The following is a 17347-nucleotide window of genomic DNA, read 5'->3' on the forward strand; positions in this document are numbered from 1 at the left end:
CTTAGTTTTTATTCAAAAACAAATGAAAACTATCACCTCTTAAACCCACCCGCATAGCTTCCAGTGGTATAACTTCTGTGGGGGCAATATTGCCAAGGTTTACGTTGGCGCCCAGCAGTTCAAGAAAATATAACTGCTGCGATTTTTGAGGCGCTTCCCATATAATTTTTTCCGCCGGTATTTGTGTAAGGATTTCCTGTACCAGGCCCTGCCTTACTTCTCCGGTGCCGCGGTATAAACCCACATTGCCCGCTTCCCTTGCCTCTGCAATTACGTAAGAAGAACCAGCGCCAAGTTCTGCCCGCATCAGTTCAATCCATTTATAAGGCGGAAAAATGTTGGTTTCGTCTTTGGAGCCAACTTCGCTTAACACTGTCCCATGCTTAGCAAGCTTTTCTATATATCCACATTTTTCAGCATGCGGTATGGTGATGGAACCATCGCTTACTTCCATATAAGCAATGTTATAATTCTTACACATTTCTATGTAATCATTAAACTGGTTGCGGATGAGAAAAGCCTCAAACAAAGTACCTCCAAAATAAACAGGTATATCAAAAGACTGATAGACTTCTATTTTTTCCCGAAGGTTGGGCGTAACGAAGGCAGTTCCAAAACCAAGCTTTAAAATATCAACATGGGGATGAGCAATACTTAAAAAATTCTTTGCTTCCTCAATACTAAGCCCTTTATCCATAACCATTGTTATTCCACTTGCACGGGGCTTCTGATTCCTCTCCGGAATTTGAGTAAGATTAAAATTCATGCAAACTTATTTGGGTCGCAAAAATAAGGGTATGAGGTATTATTATGATATGTAATGAAAAAAGCAACTTATTTTTTGCGTTTTGATTTCCTGTAACGCGCCAGCAAATCTACAACAAAAGAATTTTGAAGTATGGATGGATTAAGGTCCACAAAGCTCTTTACAAGTGCAGGCGATTTCTTAAGCCCGGCTTCCAGTTGCATCAATGCTTCTTTTTGTTTGCCCGCAGCAAACAAAACCGCGCTGTATAAATAGTGAATTAACGGTTTCCCTTCCGTAAGTTTTAATGCTGTAATGCACTGCTGAATAGCCTCTTCAAAATATTCCGATTGATAAAGGCAGGTAATAAGCGCTTTCCAGCCGCGTACATTTTTAGGGCGGCTTCTTACAACCATGCTGAAATAATGCACAGCATCTTTATAGTTTTCAAGCTGCAGCACACACTGGCCCATGGCCAGGTTATATTCAGGAACGTTTTTATGAATACGCAATGCGTTTTCAAGATGTACAATTGCCTTATCCCATTTTTTTTCATTAATGTATGTAAGGGCAATTTTATATTGAAGTTTACTGTCGCCGGTATTTATGTGGCTCGCTTTGCGATAATTAAACCGCGCCGATGCAAATTTTCCAAGCTTATGATAACAATGGCCGATGGCCTCAAAAATCACATCTTCAGGCCTGGTAATTTCACCCACTTTTTCCAGCACTTCTATCGCATCTTTATACCTGCGTAACCTTATATAGGCATCGCCCATATTACGATAGGCGTAATCAAACTTATCATTTATGGCAACTGCATACTGATAGGCATCAATGGCCTTTTCATACAGTTTCAACCCCTGGTAAGCTGAACCAAGATTAAACCATGCCAGTTCAGAATAAGGATGATCTTCAATTATTTCCTGGTGCAGCTTTATGCTCTCTTCATTACGGCCCGTAAAATCTGTCCAGAAACAAATTTTATACAGTGCTTCTTCATTGGCCGGTTCCTGCTTAAGTATTAAAACGAGGCAATCAAAAACTTTATCAAAATCTTCATAATCATCATACACATCAGCCAGTTCAAATAAAAGATCAAGGCGGTCATCGCCTTCAAAAATCAACAAAGCTTCTTCGAGTAACGATGCAGCTTTTTGGGGCAAATCCAGCGCCAGGTAGGCATCTGTCTTCAGAATGTATATATCTATGTTATCATGATCGTAGAATTCAGCCTGTTTCAGGGCTTCAAGCGCTGCGGTGTAATTATGAATGGCAACAAGCAAATCTGCTTTTCTCACAAAAAGGTCCCCGGAATAAGGGAAATAATCAAGCGCTGTTTCCGTTATTTCAAGTGCTTTATGAAAACTGTTTTTTTCATTAAAATATTCTATCAGGATTTCGAAGGACTCTTCCTCAAGAAAGGAAGATTTTCTGCCGGCCCGTAAATCTTCATATTGCCTGATCAAATCATCAATTTCATCTGTATTTCCGCGAAAAGGACGGTCATGCATAGGCGTGAGGTTGCGGAAAATTAAAAAATGATAATATATTTTCCAATTTCTGTAACAAAAGATTATTATTTACGTTATAGAAAAGTATATTTCGTGTTAAAGTTGTATATTTGCGCCATGAAACAGATTTTATCTCCAAAAAGACTAATGCTGCTGCTTGCTTTTGCTTTCAGCGTACAGGCATTTGCCTCTTTTGTAGATAATAATAAAAGCAGGAAAAAAGGCGATACTACGGACTTAAGCCTTAAAAATTTTACCCGGACCACTTTAAAAAATACTGCTTATCCAAGTTTCAGGCTTTCCCAATTCCAATATAAAGGATCTTCAAACCTTTACCAGATAAATTCTTTAAATTCTGTTGAAGGCCAGTCAATGATACGTATGGAGCACGGTAATACCGCTTATGTTTATCCATACAAATACAAGGTGAAAACACCTTTTTTCAAAACGCCTTCCCGTCCTGGCACACATTAATCAGTGTAAAATTCTGTAACCGGTCTTAGGTATATCAAACAGGTGTGTAATTACAGGCTTGAAATCAATTTTCTGTGCTGCGTAAATAATGTTTTCATTATCTCTGCCGGTTGATTCATATTCAAGTACAAGACCAGGTATATTTTTAGCTTCAAAGGGCATTTCCATAACCGATGGAATTAATCCCGGCACATAATAAACCGTGTAAACTTTGCCGTTTTTTAAAGTAAGGACTGCCTGCCTGCAATTATAACCGAGAATATTTTTTACCGAGTCTTTTATTTCAACCCTGATGCTGTCATATATATGATTTAATTTTTTCCATTCCGCCGCATTGTATTGAGCAATATATTTTGATGCGCCTATTTCTTTTAAAACAGTAGCATTGCCAGTGTTGTTGTTATAAAATAATGCTTGCTTAAAAGCTTTACCCGCAAGGTCAACCCGCATTTGTTTTCCTTTAATATAAAGTGTTTTCGATCCCATATCCCTGTGTTCCGAACCGGAGCTGTTTATTGAATATAAAATGGTGCAATCAGAAATTATTTTCTGGCTTTGCGCAAGCGAAACCATATAAAAAAATAATGCAGGAATTATGATGGCTATTCTTTTCATCTAAATAAGATCATCTTATACATGCAATTTAACACGCAATATTTAAAGGTGATTGCCTGCGCCCGGATATTAGGTACATTTTAAAGAAGCATAACATTTAATTTTACCTTCAGCTTAAGGAGTTGTTTGAGCCAGGTAAATTGATTATGAAAAATCATAACATTTTTTATTAACTCAAACATTTTCCAAGTATAAAAAATATGCAGTCAAAAAAAGAGAAAGATTTCGATAGTTATCTTTTACGGATGCACCCTTTACAAAGGATTGCAATTAGCTTAATCATAAGCTTTATTGCCTTTTTTATTTTAAAGAAAACATCATCGCTCATAAAGATAACGCTTATGTGGGATGCATTTGCATTATGCTATCTTATATTAAGCTGGATAGTGATTGCAAAAAGATCTGTTCCGCAAATAAAAAAATTGGCAACGAAAGATGATGGCAGCGCTATTTTTGTATTTATGCTGATAGTGCTTTCGTCGCTGGCCAGTATGTTTACTGTTTTGCTGCTTATGCTTTCGCAGCAAAACAGTTCAGAAAGAGATATTCTTTACTTACCCGCAGCTATAAGCGGAATGATGCTTTCCTGGATAATGGTGCACTCTATTTACACTTTTCACTACGCACATATATATTATGATGATGACGAAAACAACCCGGGCAAAGATGCCACAGGGCTTGAATTTCCGGGAAATACCAAACCTAACTATCTCGATTTTGCCTATTTTTCTTTTGTAATTGGCTGCACTTTCCAGGTTTCTGATGTAGAGGTATCATCGCCCAAAATAAGGCTCATTGTATTGTTTCATGGCTTGTTATCATTTGCACTCAACACTTTTGTCGTGGCACTTACTATTAATCTTATAGCAGGGCTCTCAAAATAAATCTTCTTTAATTCATGGCATATATTAAATTACCAGGCGCCAGATCAATCATAATTATTTTTTTTTCTGTTTGTTTTTCGCTGATGAATGCCAATGCGCAGAAAAATGACACAAGCTTTAAAGTAATAGCTTTTTATACGGCAAAGCACGACCTTGCCCATATAAGTTTTGTGCACGAGGCTAATAAATGGTTCCCGGAAATGGCAAAACAATATGGCTTTATTTATGATTCAACCAGCGACTGGAGTAAACTGAACATTGCATTTTTAAAACAATATAAAGTTGTAATGTTTTTAGATACCAGGCCCGAAGATTCGTTGCAGCGGCTGGCTTTTGAGCAATATATGAAAAACGGTGGTGGATGGATAGGTTTTCATTTTTCGGGTTTTGCATTAACGCCTTCAGATTATCCGCAAAACTGGAACTGGTATCATAATGAGTTTATTGGCGCCGGTGAATACAAATCCAATACATGGCGGCCCACATCAGCCATATTACGGGTAGAAGATGCGGTTTCCCCTTCAACAAAAGGGTTACCTGAAATATTTAAATCGGCTCCCAATGAATGGTATAGCTGGGAGAATGATATCCGAAAAAACAAGAATATAAAAATCCTGCTGGCTATTGATACAACCAGCTTTCCTTTGGGCACCGGCCCCAAATTAAATGAGATATGGCATAGCGGCTATTATCCAGTTGCGTGGACAAACATCAACTATAAAATGGTGTACATTAATATGGGCCATAACGATATGGATTATGAGCATGGCACCAATGCACAACTTTCTTCAACCTTTTCAAGTGAAATGCAAAACCGGTTTATTATCAACACAATTCTTTGGATGGGAAGAAGCAGATAAAATTCAAACCTCTGCAATTTTAAAAGGCAATATTTCAACATGCTCCCATACATTACCTGTAATATAGGGGTCTTCATTTATCCATTGTCTCACCGCTTCTTCGTTTTCAAGCTGCACCACTAACATAGAGCCATACATATTACCCTCTTTGTTAAGCTTGGCGCCGCCAACAATAAAGTGCCCTTCAGCCTTTTCCACACGCATTCTTTTTAAATGGGTTTCCCGAACAGAAAGCCGCCTCTGCAATGCATAGGCATCTGTATAGTCTTTGGCAAGAATTAAAAATTGAGGCATAGTAAAAATTTACCCGCCAATTTACAGATAGAATTACTCTTCTGTAATTTTTCCATTCTCACTTTATAAACACATAATTCTGTTATATCCTTCTCCCCTTTTCTCTCATAGCGCCAGCAATAAACCGGTTATAAGTTGTATTGTTTTTATACAGATTAATGTTACCTGTAAAATTATAGGCATTAGCATGTTAGTATATTTGCGATCAGGCTGCAAGCTGTTTATGAAATGTCTTAATCTATTTATTCCATTTCTTTTTACGATATTATCAAAATGTTCATTTGCTGGCAGTCATAAACCCGTTCCTTATCATGATTCAAAAATTACTTACGACACAACTAACACTGACAGTATAAAATTTAAAGAAACATGGAATTCATTTGCAGATGCAGCCATTCATAACGATATTAAACGATTGAGGGAATTATCAACCAATTGTATTTATTGTGCTTACTGCGTAATAGATACTGAATACAAGGATTCTTTATTCAAAGATTTTCAAAAGAGGAATAAAAAAATATGGTATAACAAATTTTACAATGAACTGTCTTATATCGCGGCTGATATTTTTTTTAAAGAAGATTATCAATTAATTTTTGACAGCGATTTAATCAGGCGAATAGCTGACCAGTCAAAATTAAATTTCTTAAACAGAGGCAACAACGCAATGACGAACATTCACCCTTGTTATAAGAATATATTTAAAAATAAATTCCCCAACATACAAGAAGTTCTTGTTACACGGATTGACCCTTCTCCAAAATTTGAGGGGGCGCAAATTGCACTTGATTTTATAATGACAAAAGATGGGTACAAATTTTTCTCTTTTTATACCATCCCTTAAAGCAAATAGGCTAACATACTTTTTGATTTTTTTTGATAACACTAAAAATACCAAAGCTTCCCCATTCAAAATTTGTTGCTATCTTCAATTTTAGAATTACGTATTGTTTTGCCATGCCATTAAGTCAATGGCAGTTGCTTAAAAGGTTTTTAGCACCGGCAGTTATCCTGATATTTCAAGCAGTTTGGTTTTGCGGATCTTGGTGAATGTATTCAAGGAAAAAAATTCAGGCCCGGTTAAGCAACCGATTGCATAAATTTGTCAAAACACTATATTTGTAATAACACAAAATCAGCTTTTAGCATATTGTAAACGATTGTTTTTTATTATTCTGTATAACTATCTAAAACATCTTAAGAATGACCAATTCAAGAAGATCTTTTTTATCCAAGACAGCTATTGCTGCAGCCATTACACCATTTGCACCGTTATCCGGTTTCGGCCAAACATACCAGCAAGCTATTGAGAGAACGCCGAAGCATTCACCGCCATCTGACTTAAAAATTACAGATGTAAAATGCGGTTATATACGCGGCAGCCTGTTTGTAAAAATCTATACAAACCAGGGTATCTGGGGTTGCGGCGAAGGCGTTGATGCCATACCCGGCACTTACTATCTCGTAAAAAATTTCGGCATGCGTTTAAAAGGAAAAAGCCCGCTGAATGTACACCGGCTTTTTGAAGACATACGCAGGCAGGGCTTCTTCCAGGGCGCTCAATCGGGTATGTATGTGGCAGTGCTTTCGGCCATTGAAACAGCTTTATGGGATTTAGCAGGTAAAGCTTTGAATTTACCTGTGTATCAATTGCTTGGCGGCAAATTCCGCGATAAAATAAGGGTATATTGCGATACAGCTTTATACCAGCGCAACCTGCCGCAACCGGAAGATTTTGCAGCCGCCGCTAAAAAGGCAACGGGCATGGGTTTTAATGCCATTAAATTCGATCTTGACCAGGCAAACGACCCCAATAAATATGATGCCTATAACTGGACGGCCAGTCCCGGTGAATTACAAAGAATGTATGACCAAATTGCTGCTGCACGGGAAGCTGTCGGGCCTAAAAATGATATTTTGGTAGATATGCATGGCCGGTACGATGCCGTTACAGCTCAAGCTATTTCCAAACGGCTGGAACCGCTGAACCTGTTGTGGCTGGAAGAGCCTATTCCCGCAGAAAATTCGGAAGCTTATAAGCTTATAACCGAATCCACAAGCACGCCAATTGCTGCCGGTGAAAATCATTACCTGGCTTATGGTTTCAGGCGGTTGCTTGAAATTGGCGGCGTTGATATTATCATGCCCGACCTGCAAAAATGCGGGGGGTTGGGAGAAGGACAGCGCATTGCCAACCTTGCTAATTTATATTACACGCCTTTTGCGCCGCACATGGTGGCTTCTTTTCTCGGGGCAATGGCCTCCTGCCATGTATGCGCATCAGTACCTAACTTTTTAATACTCGAATGGCAGTCATATTTCCATACCGATCCTATGTTTAAGGAAATTGTTACCTATGATGGTGAATGGGTGAAAGACAGTTTCATCACAATTTCAGAAAAACCCGGGATTGGTGTGGAGATAAACGAGGAAGGAATGAAAAAATACGCCATCAGGGATGTGCCTTTTTTTCAATAAATATCCTTGTAAAAATATCCTGATTAAGAAGATTTAAACACTTAATAACGATTATGCCTGCCGCAAAAAAAACTATCTATAATATTTTTTATGCTATTTCATGCACCTGCCTGCTTGTTTTTGTATTTACCACGATTAATAAAAATCATGACGTAGCCGGTTGGTTCCTGGCATTTTTCTTTGCAACGCTTGCCATTGCATTCAGGGGAAACCATTTTCTGAAAGGGCTTTCCTATACTGTAATGATAGTTTCTGTTGTAAGCATTGCTATGTACCACCCGCAGTATTTCACAACCATTGGCGACTTTAAATTATCGGCTTTAATCATTCCTTTATTGCAAATAATTATGTTTGGAATGGGCACCGAGCTAAGCCTGAAAGATTTTGCCAATGTTTTAAAAATGCCGAAAGGAATTATTATCGGTGTAGCCTGTCATTACATCATTATGCCGCTGGTGGGTTTTGCCATTGCAAAGGCATTTAATTTCCCTGCAGAAATTGCTGCGGGCATTATATTGATTGGCTGCTGCCCCAGCGGGCTTGCATCGAATGTAATGTGCTATCTCGCAAAAGGCAACCTTGCTTTGTCCGTATCAGTCACCACTATTTCTACCATGTTTGCACCATTTCTAACGCCTTTATTAATGCAATTGTTGGGCGGAAGTTTTGTGGAAGTGCATTTCTGGGATATGGTATGGGATATTACCAAGATTGTTATTATTCCTGTTGTTGCAGGCCTCGCATTTCACTATCTCGTTCATGGTAAATTTCAATGGCTTGATAAGGCGATGCCGCTGGTTTCGATGGCGGGCATAGCATTCATTCTAACAATTATTACAGCCGCCGGGAGGGATAACCTGGTTAAAGTTGGCGCACTGCTGCTGATAGCAACTTTTATTCACAATTTAGCCGGTTATTTCCTGGGATACTGGTCAGCCCGTGTATTAAAATTCCAGGAAAAAGATTGCAGGACAATCGCACTGGAAGTGGGTATGCAGAATGCAGGGCTTGCATCGGGCCTGGCGCTGGCAATGGGCAAACTGGCTACTGCCGGTTTGGCGCCGGCTATTTTCGGCCCGGTTATGAATGTTACCGGTTCAACGCTGGCAAGCTGGTGGCATAATCATCCACCGGATGGTTCAACAGTCTCAAGAACAAATAATAAAAAAGAGGTTATTACAATTAAATAGTTATCTATGTCAACACTTAAAAAAATATCATTAGCCATTGTAATACTTGCTTTTTGCATACCAATGCAGGCGCAGCAGGTACAAATAAGTAAAGAACAATTAATTGCTTTAACACCTTTATGGAAAGGTGAACGTTTTCCGGATGGCCGCCCAAAAGTACCGGACGATATTATTCGCCGCATGAAATCGGTGAGTGTGGAAGAAGCCTGGGCTGTAATGAAAAACGCCGGTTACGGTTACCAGGTTGCTGAAGATTGGCAGGTAATAAATCCTGACAGCGTTTTAGTGGGCCGCGCCGTTACGGCAACCTTTATGCCCGCCCGCCCGGATGTATGGAAAGCGATTGATTCAGCCGGCAAAAAAGAAGGCAAACGCGGGCAGAATACCTGGCCGGTTGATTTGCTGGTGAAGGGCGATGTGTATGTGGCCGACCAGTTTGGCGCTCATCGCAATGGCCCGACTATTGGCGACAATGTGGGTAACGCTATTTACGCAAAATCCGGAAATGGAATTGTGTATGATGGTGCGCTTAGGGATGTGGAGGGATTAAAAGAAATTGGCGGTTTCACATCGTATTATACCAGTTACGACCCGTCTTATCATAACCCACCGGGCGATTTGAATACGATGATCGTTGGTATAAACCAGCCAACCCGCATACGAACAGTTACTGTAATGCCCGGCGATGTGGTGCTGGGTAAACTGGGCGTGGTGATTTTTATTCCGCCACACCTTGCCGAAAAGGTGGTTACAACTTCAGAGATTGTACGGCTCAGGGATTTATTCGGGCACCAGCGTTTGCGCGAAGGAAAATATACGGCAGGCCAGATTGATACAAAATGGGCAGATGATATTGAAAAAGATTTTTCGCAATGGCTTAATGAACATATTAACGAACTGCCCGTTGGAAAAGAACAGATTCAGGAATTTCTGAAAGACAGGACATGGTGATAGCAGAAAAATTTATATCTCCACTAATTCTCCGTTCACAATGGCAAAAACGTGGTCTGCTTTCTTTTTGTTGATCAAAGCCAGCCCGCTGAATTTGGAAAATGCCGGTAAAATGGCAAATGCATCATTAAAATAAAAGCAGGGAAAGCTTAAATGCTGCCTGCTTTTCCCTTTAATGGAAATGCCGGGATGCAGGTGCCCGGTAAGAAAATAGGCATCTGTATGTGCAGTGTGTTTTTCAATGTCGGCACAATCATGCATAAAGGCAAACTGATTTATGCGCAAAAGATCAGCATCAAACACATTGATTTTTGTTTGTGCATACCAGTCGCGGTGTAAAATATCGTGGTTGCCTTTTACCAGTAAAATTTCAAGCTGGGTAAAATCGTTGCGCCATTTTTCAAACAATAAATGTTCTTTATTGGAGCGGCTGTGAAAAAAATCGCCCACAACAATTAATTGTTCAGGTTTATAAAATTGAAGGAGATTAAAAAGACGTTGTAAATCTTCTATAAAAACGTATTGCGGCATAGGAATGCCGGCTTTTCTGAAATGGCCGGTTTTACCAAAATGGCTGTCGCTTAAAATGAGTGTTTTTTCATCTTCCCAAAAAATAGCCCGCTCCGGCGAAAGCCATAAATGCTGCTCCCTGAAATTAAAACAATGCTGCTTCATCTGCTGCTGCAAACATAGTTCATCAGTAAAAAACTATTTGTGAAGGTGAATAAAACAATAATTAAGGAAGTTATGTAACTACAAAATGTACAAAACTTACAGGCCAATTATTTTTTTGAACAGTTACTTTTGCGGCAAATTGAATTAAAGCCATGCAAAAAGATACAGCTGTATTTTCTCTCATTCAAAAAGAACTTGAACGCCAGCGCCGCGGTATTGAATTAATTGCCAGTGAAAATTTTACCAGCCTGCAAACCATGCAGGCCATGGGTAATGTAATGACGAATAAATATGCTGAAGGCTATCCGGGCCGCCGCTATTATGGCGGTTGCGAAGTGGTGGATGAATGTGAGCAGCTTGCCATTGACAGGCTTAAACAAATTTTTAATCTTGAGTATGCCAACGTGCAGCCACATAGCGGTGCACAGGCCAATGCTGCCGTTATGCTGGCCTTATTGCAACCAGGCGATCCCATTCTTGGTTTGGATTTAAGCATGGGTGGCCATCTTACGCATGGTTCTTCTGTAAATTTCAGCGGAAAATTGTACCAGCCGCATTTTTATGGGGTTGGGCGTGAAACCGGTACGGTTGATTATGAAATGCTGGAAGCGAAAGCCCGTGAAGTAAAACCTAAATTAATTGTATGCGGCGCCAGCGCTTACAGCCGCGACTGGGATTATGCCCGCATTCGCAAAGTGGCCGACGAAGTGGGCGCTTTGGTGATGGCGGATATTGCACACCCGGCCGGCTTAATTGCAAAGAAATTATTGAACGATCCTTTCGATCATTGCCATATAGTTACTTCTACCACGCATAAAACATTGCGTGGCCCCCGAGGTGGTATTGTAATGCTACGTAAAGATTTTGAAAATCCATTCGGCATAAAAGATCCAAAAGGCAATATCCGTATGATGAGCAGCCTGCTCGACCTGGCTGTTTTTCCAGGCACCCAGGGCGGCCCGCTGGAACATATTATTGCTGCAAAGGCTGTTGCTTTTGGTGAAATTCTTACGGATGAGTTTACCGTTTACGCAAAGCAGATTATTTCCAATGCGCAGGCCATGTCAAAAGCTTTTAATGATAAAGGTTATAAGAGCATAAGTGATGGCACCGATAACCACTTGCTGCTGCTTGATCTTCGCAATAAAAATATTTCCGGCAAAAAAGCCGAACAGGTATTGGGCAAAGCAGATATTACTGTAAATAAAAACATGGTGCCGTTTGATGACAAGAGCGCATTTGTAACATCGGGCATTCGTGTGGGTGTGCCGGCGGTTACAACACGCGGCATGAAAGAAGAACACATGCAGTTTATTGTTGACAGTATTGATGCTGCTTTAATGAATGCTGATGACGAGGCTTATCTTTCATCACTTAAAGGCAAAGTGAACGAGTTTATGACGCAGTTTCCTTTGTATCCTGAATTAGGATAAAAGCTTCGCTTTTGTTTTTTTAGGTTGCCGGCAACAATGTTTCTTACCACGAGTATCATTATGCCGGCATCTGTCTTTATCTATTGATTCTGCCTATTGGTTCCTGGAAAAGAAAAAGCCTTTATTTCCATTTTATTCTTGCATCATCAATACTGTTATCACAGCGCTCATTATAACTGTTGGCATTAAAAGTTGAAAACTTTTTCAAAAGTTATCATTATAACCCTACCTGCAAACCCACATTAAATACACGTTGATTTAGGTAAGCATCACCAACTGTATTGGTGGCCACTTCTGGGTCTTGCTGGTAAAGTTTAAAATTAGTCCATGTAAGCAGGTTATAACCACTGAAATAAAACCTTGCATTATTAATTTTTAAAGGCAGCCATTTCTTTGGAAACTGGTAACCAATATCAACAGATTTCATACGCACATACATAGCATTTACGAGCCAGAAATCGGAAGGATAAGCAGTGGGGCTGCTTTCATACGATGCATTGCTGCTCAGCCTTGGAAATTTTGCATTAGCTGCAGTTGCTTCCGTCCATCTTAATTCATGCACCGGCTGCCACTGGCTTTGAAAAGGCTGTATGCCAATACCTGTAACCTGGAAACTATAATCAAATGCGCCCTGGAACAATATACTTAAATCAAAACCTTTATAGTGAAACCCAAATGTTATACCGGCATTCAAACTGGGTATATTGGGCTTTCCAATTGGCCCCTGGTCGCGCTCATCAATCACACCATCATTATTGAGGTCTTTATATTTAAGATCGCCGGGTTTAATAGAAGAAGGATCAATATTCGGCTTTGCGCTCTTATCAATATCTTCCTGGCTTTCATAAAAACCAATGGCCGTATAACCAAATGGCTGGCCAATAGGATGGCCTGTTCTTGCCAGCCAGGGATAGGTTTGGTTTGGTTCATCTTCATAAATAATTTTATTCTTTGCATAATTGATAACGCCTGTAATATCATACGCAATATCGCCCACCTTATCCTGGAATTTTATCAATCCCTCAAACCCGCGGTTGCGTACGCTGGCAATATTGGCCCTGGCCAAACCAACGCCTATAATGGATGGAACTGAACCGGGAAACCACAACTGGTCGTACCTGTATTCATTGAACACATCAAACTGCATGGATATTTTATCATGCACCATGTTAATGTCAAGGCCAATGTCTGCTTTTCTTGATTTTTCCCAGGTAACATTGGGATTGCCCAGGCTGCCTTCATAAAGGCCTTGTGTTATGTTGCTGTTAGTGCCGAAATAATAGAAGCTGCCTCTTGAATACACCTGCTGGTATAAATAGCGGTTGTCAATCACCGCATCAGAACCCACCAAACCATAAGAGCCACGAAGTTTAAACAGTTGGAAAACAGGGAAAGCATTTTTAAAGAAATCTTCCTGCGCCAGGTTCCAGCCAATACTGCCGGCAGGAAATATGCCATAACGGTGGCCTGCCGCAAAACGGTCTGAACCGTTATAGGCTGCGTTAAAATCAACTATATATTTTTGTTTATGATCATAGTGGAGGCTTAATGTAGTGCCACGCAGTTTTTGCGGTACCGCCAGTGTGCCGCCGCTTTTTGTAACATAACTTTCCTGGTTAAACAATGCAAATGCAGAAAAATGATCCTGGCCAAAAGTGCGGTCATAGGTTATAAAACCCTGGATATTTAAACGTTTGTCAAAAAGATCGTTGCCGCCGCTTAAAGCAAATGGAGCCAGTTCATACAAGCCGTTTTTATCAAGCGTGTAACCGCCCGATGAATCGTAATGATAGGCAGGCGGCGTAGCCGTGCGTGCCTGCGTTCTTGTAATATCATTTGTACCTGCATAAGCAATGCGCAGGGAAGCGCCGAGGCCTTGTGTTATAAAATCGAAGCGCTGGTTTACATCAAATAAAACATTAAAATCGGTCCTGTTGTTTCTTGAATAACCCATGGTCGCAAGCCTTGCATTAAGGGTAGGCACATTACTGAGGTTTGGCCCGAAAGCATAAGCATAACTTCCGTCAGGATTCAATACCGGCGCAGCATACGGCGTTATGATCTGGTAATTATATATTTCAGACATAACGCTGTTAATGATGGTAGTGGGGCTGAGTGTTGGCGCATAGAATAACGGCGAATTCACCTGCCCGAACCTGCCCGAAACATCAAGCCTGAGCTTGGTTGTCCTCGTGGCCTGTATATCTAAATTGCTCCGGAAGTTATAACGGTTATAAAAATAGTTGTTATGAACGCCCTGGTTGCGCGGATCGGAAAAATTATTCAGGTTGCCATTCTGCGTAAAGGCGCCGGCAGAAATAAAATATTTTACATTATCGGTTCCACCTGAAATATCAACGTTCGTATTGGCCTGCAGTGAACCTTTTTTAAGCACCACATCATACCAGTTCACATCGGGATAAACATAAGGATCGTCTTTTGTTTTATAATGATTTAACTGCGATTGTGTAAACTGCGGCTGCAGGCCATCATTGTTCAATGCTTCATTTACCAGTGTTGCAGATTCGTAAGCGTTTAAAAATTTGGGCACTCTTGTAGGTGTGTTGTAACCGCTTTCCACACGCACATTCACCTGCGGCGCACCATTTGCACCGCGGCGTGTTTTTACAATCAATACGCCGTTGGCGCCTTTAATGCCATATACTGCTGTGGTAGAAGCATCTTTTAGAACAGAAATACTTTCAATTTCGTTTACATTTATTTGTGCAAGCTGCTCGTAAGTATATTCCACATCATCCACAATAATCAATGGTTTATTGCCATCAGGATTTAATGAACTTATACCGCGTATAAAAAAGTCTGATGCGTCTTTGCCCGGCTGCCCGCCACGTTGTACGGAGAATACTCCAGGCACTCTTCCCTGTAAAGTATTTTGTACAGCTGAGGTAGGCACACGCCTGATAGATTCTCCCGAAATTGTGCTTACGGCGCCGGTATTGGTTACACGTTTTTTTGTTCCATAACCCACTACAACCACCTGGTCAAGTCCCTGGTCGTTTGGCTGCAGGATTATTTCCAATGTTTTTGATGCATCTTCAATTTTCACTTCCTGCGTTACATACCCAATGTTTGAAACTATCAATGTTTTTGATCTTCCTTTAAGAGTAAGCCTGAAGTTTCCATCAGCATTTGTGGCCGTGCCATTGGCCGGCAAACCTTTCTCTACAACAGATGCAGATGCCAGCGGCCCTTCTATATTTTTTACGCTTCCCCTTACTGTTTGCGCATGCACGCCAACAGTAAAACATAAACAAATAAGTATTGGTAATATGAATGAAAAAGTTCTTTTCATCGTATGAAGTTTATAATTTTCGTGAAACGTGAATCGTCAAACATGAATACACCAGGTTGATAATTCATCTTTCATTTTGTTATTTAAGTCTTTGTTATTCTTTTCGTGAATAATATATTTTGTTTTAATCCAGCTTTATATTTCTGTCCAGGTTTTTATAACATGCATCGCCGGAAAAGGCTTTACAAAATCAAACCGTAAATCAGCTATCGTTTGCATTCACGATTCACGATTAACCATTCACGCCATCACTGCCATCCCGGGTTCTGCCGCATGTTTTCGTTACTCACCACTTCATTGTATGGAATGGGATAGAAATACATTTTCGATTCGTCAAAAGCTGTTGTAAGCACCGGCTGAATATTATACACGAGGCCATTGGGGCTGTTGATAATATTCATGGCATGTAAAGGCGCATCATTATAAACATGGCCCGCAATTTTCCAGCGGCGTATATCCCAGTAGCGCTGTTCTTCAAATGCCAATTCTTTATGTCTTTCATTGCGGATAACAGTTCGCAATGAATCTTTTGAAATACCATGATCCAAAGCATAAGGGTTTAATCCTGCCCGCTGCCTTATTTTTTCAACTGCTGCAAACACATCATCAGAAGGGCCTGCATATTCATTCATGGCTTCTGCATACATCAATAAAATATCTGCATAACGGAAATAGATGAGATCGTGATAATGATCTTCGTAAGTAGTTGTATTTTCAAAATGCCCCATGAATTTGCGCAGGTAATAACCGGTTTGTGTTTGCACTGTTGCACCGCCCGGCCTGTTGATGCCGCCTATGTATGTTTGAATAGGCGTATTTAACCATTGGGCGCCATTGTACAATACTGTATATCCTAAACGCGGGTCTCTGCCTGTGTATGGGTCTTCAGGATTATAACCTGAATTGGGATCATTAATCTCAAGGCCGTTTGCCATGCCATAAGCATCCACTAATTCCTGCGTTGGGCTTGTATTGCCGGAGCCCGGCGCTGTAGCATAATTGATAGGCCCGTTAGTAGTTTCTACCGTTTTGCCCGTAGTATTTGTTTTGGCATAAATAACTTCCTTGCTGCGTTGCGAAATAAATATGTCGATAAAATTTTCTTCAAGATCATAAACGCCCTGGTTCATTATTTCTTTGGCAGCGTCAGCAGCCAGCTTCCAGCGGTTAGCATCATAACTATCGTAACCATTTAATGAATCAGCTATATTGCCGCCATTATACAAAGGGCTTGCAGCATATAATAACACCCGCGCTTTTAAAGCCCTTGCCGCATCTTTTGTAAAGCGGCCATAATTGGCATCATCAACGGGGTCATCCCTCAAACTGTCGGCTGCACGGTTGCATTCATTTACAATATAGTTTACGCAGGTTGCAAATGAACTGCGTGGTATTTCAATATTATCTTCCAGCGTTTTTAATGAATCGCCTAATATGGGCACGCCTCCATACCGCCTTACGAGTTCCCAGTAAAAGAATGCACGCATCACCCTTGCTTCACCAAACCAGGAACGTTTTTCATTCACATTCTTTAAAGGCACTGCGCCAAAATTGTTGAGAAAATTCGTAGCCATTCTTATGCCTTTATAACTGCTGGCCCATGCATCATCAGGATTATTAAAAATGGTTATACCATTCGTGGCCAGCAGGGTGATGGATTGCGCCGTTGTTTGCGATGTAACTGCATCATCAGAACCGGCATCCAGAAAATCGCGGCCAATGCGGTTGCTTGTAATCTGAGGTAAGGCCGCATAAATGGAAAACAAGTACTGGCTTGCATAGACTCCGTTCGAATCTTTTGCATCCCATATATAATCGGGCGTAACTGTTTCTACCGGAACGCTTTCATATTTTCTGCAGGAACTTAATGCTGCAACACAGCCTGCTATAACAATAAATATGGCAATATATTTTTTCATAA

15 protein-coding genes are annotated in these 17347 nt (G+C 40.5%); 8 read left to right on the forward strand and 7 right to left on the reverse strand.

The genetic code is table 11. The features are described from left to right. Position 1 precedes the first annotated feature (1 nt). Both BM015_RS16335 and BM015_RS16340 read right to left on the reverse strand, forming a co-directional pair. Complete coding sequence (locus BM015_RS16335; RefSeq protein ID WP_090660982.1) at positions 2–766, reverse strand: phosphosulfolactate synthase; 765 nt, start codon at positions 764–766, stop codon at positions 2–4. 68 nt (positions 767–834) lie between these two features. Then, positions 835–2259, reverse strand: a complete 1425-nt coding sequence (locus BM015_RS16340) for a tetratricopeptide repeat protein (protein WP_090660984.1) — start codon at positions 2257–2259, stop codon at positions 835–837. A 117-nt stretch (positions 2260–2376) separates the two neighbouring features. Here BM015_RS16340 and BM015_RS16345 point away from each other — a divergent pair, with 117 nt between their 5' ends. Beyond that, entirely contained in the window at positions 2377–2733 is a 357-nt protein-coding gene (locus tag BM015_RS16345; RefSeq protein ID WP_143075903.1) for a hypothetical protein, read from the forward strand. On the opposite strand, the gene BM015_RS16350 is transcribed toward BM015_RS16345, so the two are convergent. Continuing rightward, positions 2734–3348: a hypothetical protein gene (locus BM015_RS16350; RefSeq protein ID WP_090660990.1), complete on the reverse strand. Its 615-nt coding sequence runs from the start codon at positions 3346–3348 to the stop codon at positions 2734–2736. It lies immediately after the preceding gene. A 200-nt stretch (positions 3349–3548) separates the two neighbouring features. Here BM015_RS16350 and BM015_RS16355 point away from each other — a divergent pair, with 200 nt between their 5' ends. Together BM015_RS16355 and BM015_RS16360 are read left to right on the forward strand one after the other, a co-directional pair. Continuing rightward, positions 3549–4232, forward strand: coding sequence for a DUF1345 domain-containing protein (locus BM015_RS16355; RefSeq protein WP_218148520.1), 684 nt, complete (start codon positions 3549–3551; stop codon positions 4230–4232). A 14-nt stretch (positions 4233–4246) separates the two neighbouring features. After that, positions 4247–5092 carry a ThuA domain-containing protein gene (locus tag BM015_RS16360; RefSeq protein ID WP_090660993.1) on the forward strand — a complete coding sequence of 282 codons (846 nt, stop codon included), beginning with the start codon at positions 4247–4249 and terminating at the stop codon, positions 5090–5092. A gap of 3 nt (positions 5093–5095) precedes the next feature. Here the strand turns inward: BM015_RS16360 and BM015_RS16365 are convergent, their stop codons facing one another. Beyond that, the gene (locus tag BM015_RS16365) at positions 5096–5386 is read right to left on the reverse strand and encodes a YciI family protein (RefSeq protein WP_090660996.1); all 291 of its coding nucleotides are present in this window, start codon (positions 5384–5386) and stop codon (positions 5096–5098) included. A 223-nt stretch (positions 5387–5609) separates the two neighbouring features. On the opposite strand from BM015_RS16365, the gene BM015_RS16370 reads away from it, so the two are divergent. The 4 genes from BM015_RS16370 to BM015_RS16385 all read left to right on the forward strand — a co-directional run bounded on the left by BM015_RS16370 (position 5610) and on the right by BM015_RS16385 (position 10005). After that, positions 5610–6230, forward strand: coding sequence for a hypothetical protein (locus tag BM015_RS16370; protein WP_090660999.1), 621 nt, complete (start codon positions 5610–5612; stop codon positions 6228–6230). 359 nt (positions 6231–6589) lie between these two features. Further along, complete coding sequence (locus tag BM015_RS16375; RefSeq protein ID WP_090661003.1) at positions 6590–7864, forward strand: mandelate racemase/muconate lactonizing enzyme family protein; 1275 nt, start codon at positions 6590–6592, stop codon at positions 7862–7864. A 53-nt stretch (positions 7865–7917) separates the two neighbouring features. Continuing rightward, entirely contained in the window at positions 7918–9054 is a 1137-nt protein-coding gene (locus BM015_RS16380; RefSeq protein ID WP_090661006.1) for a bile acid:sodium symporter family protein, read from the forward strand. Between the two features lie 6 nt (positions 9055–9060). After that, positions 9061–10005, forward strand: a complete 945-nt coding sequence (locus tag BM015_RS16385) for an RraA family protein (RefSeq protein WP_090661009.1) — start codon at positions 9061–9063, stop codon at positions 10003–10005. A gap of 12 nt (positions 10006–10017) precedes the next feature. Here the strand turns inward: BM015_RS16385 and pdeM are convergent, their stop codons facing one another. After that, positions 10018–10680, reverse strand: coding sequence for a ligase-associated DNA damage response endonuclease PdeM (gene pdeM / locus BM015_RS16390; RefSeq protein ID WP_090661012.1), 663 nt, complete (start codon positions 10678–10680; stop codon positions 10018–10020). 152 nt (positions 10681–10832) lie between these two features. Here pdeM and BM015_RS16395 point away from each other — a divergent pair, with 152 nt between their 5' ends. After that, positions 10833–12113 (forward strand): serine hydroxymethyltransferase, encoded by a 1281-nt coding sequence (locus tag BM015_RS16395; RefSeq protein WP_090661015.1) that lies wholly within the window; start codon positions 10833–10835, stop codon positions 12111–12113. Between the two features lie 217 nt (positions 12114–12330). On the opposite strand, the gene BM015_RS16400 is transcribed toward BM015_RS16395, so the two are convergent. Next, positions 12331–15426, reverse strand: a complete 3096-nt coding sequence (locus BM015_RS16400) for a SusC/RagA family TonB-linked outer membrane protein (RefSeq protein ID WP_090661018.1) — start codon at positions 15424–15426, stop codon at positions 12331–12333. A 248-nt stretch (positions 15427–15674) separates the two neighbouring features. After that, positions 15675–17345 (reverse strand): RagB/SusD family nutrient uptake outer membrane protein, encoded by a 1671-nt coding sequence (locus tag BM015_RS16405; RefSeq protein WP_090661021.1) that lies wholly within the window; start codon positions 17343–17345, stop codon positions 15675–15677. Between the last annotated feature and the right edge of the window lie 2 nt (positions 17346–17347).

The organism is Parafilimonas terrae, assembly GCF_900115755.1.
In the GTDB taxonomy this organism is placed as follows: domain Bacteria; phylum Bacteroidota; class Bacteroidia; order Chitinophagales; family Chitinophagaceae; genus Parafilimonas; species Parafilimonas terrae.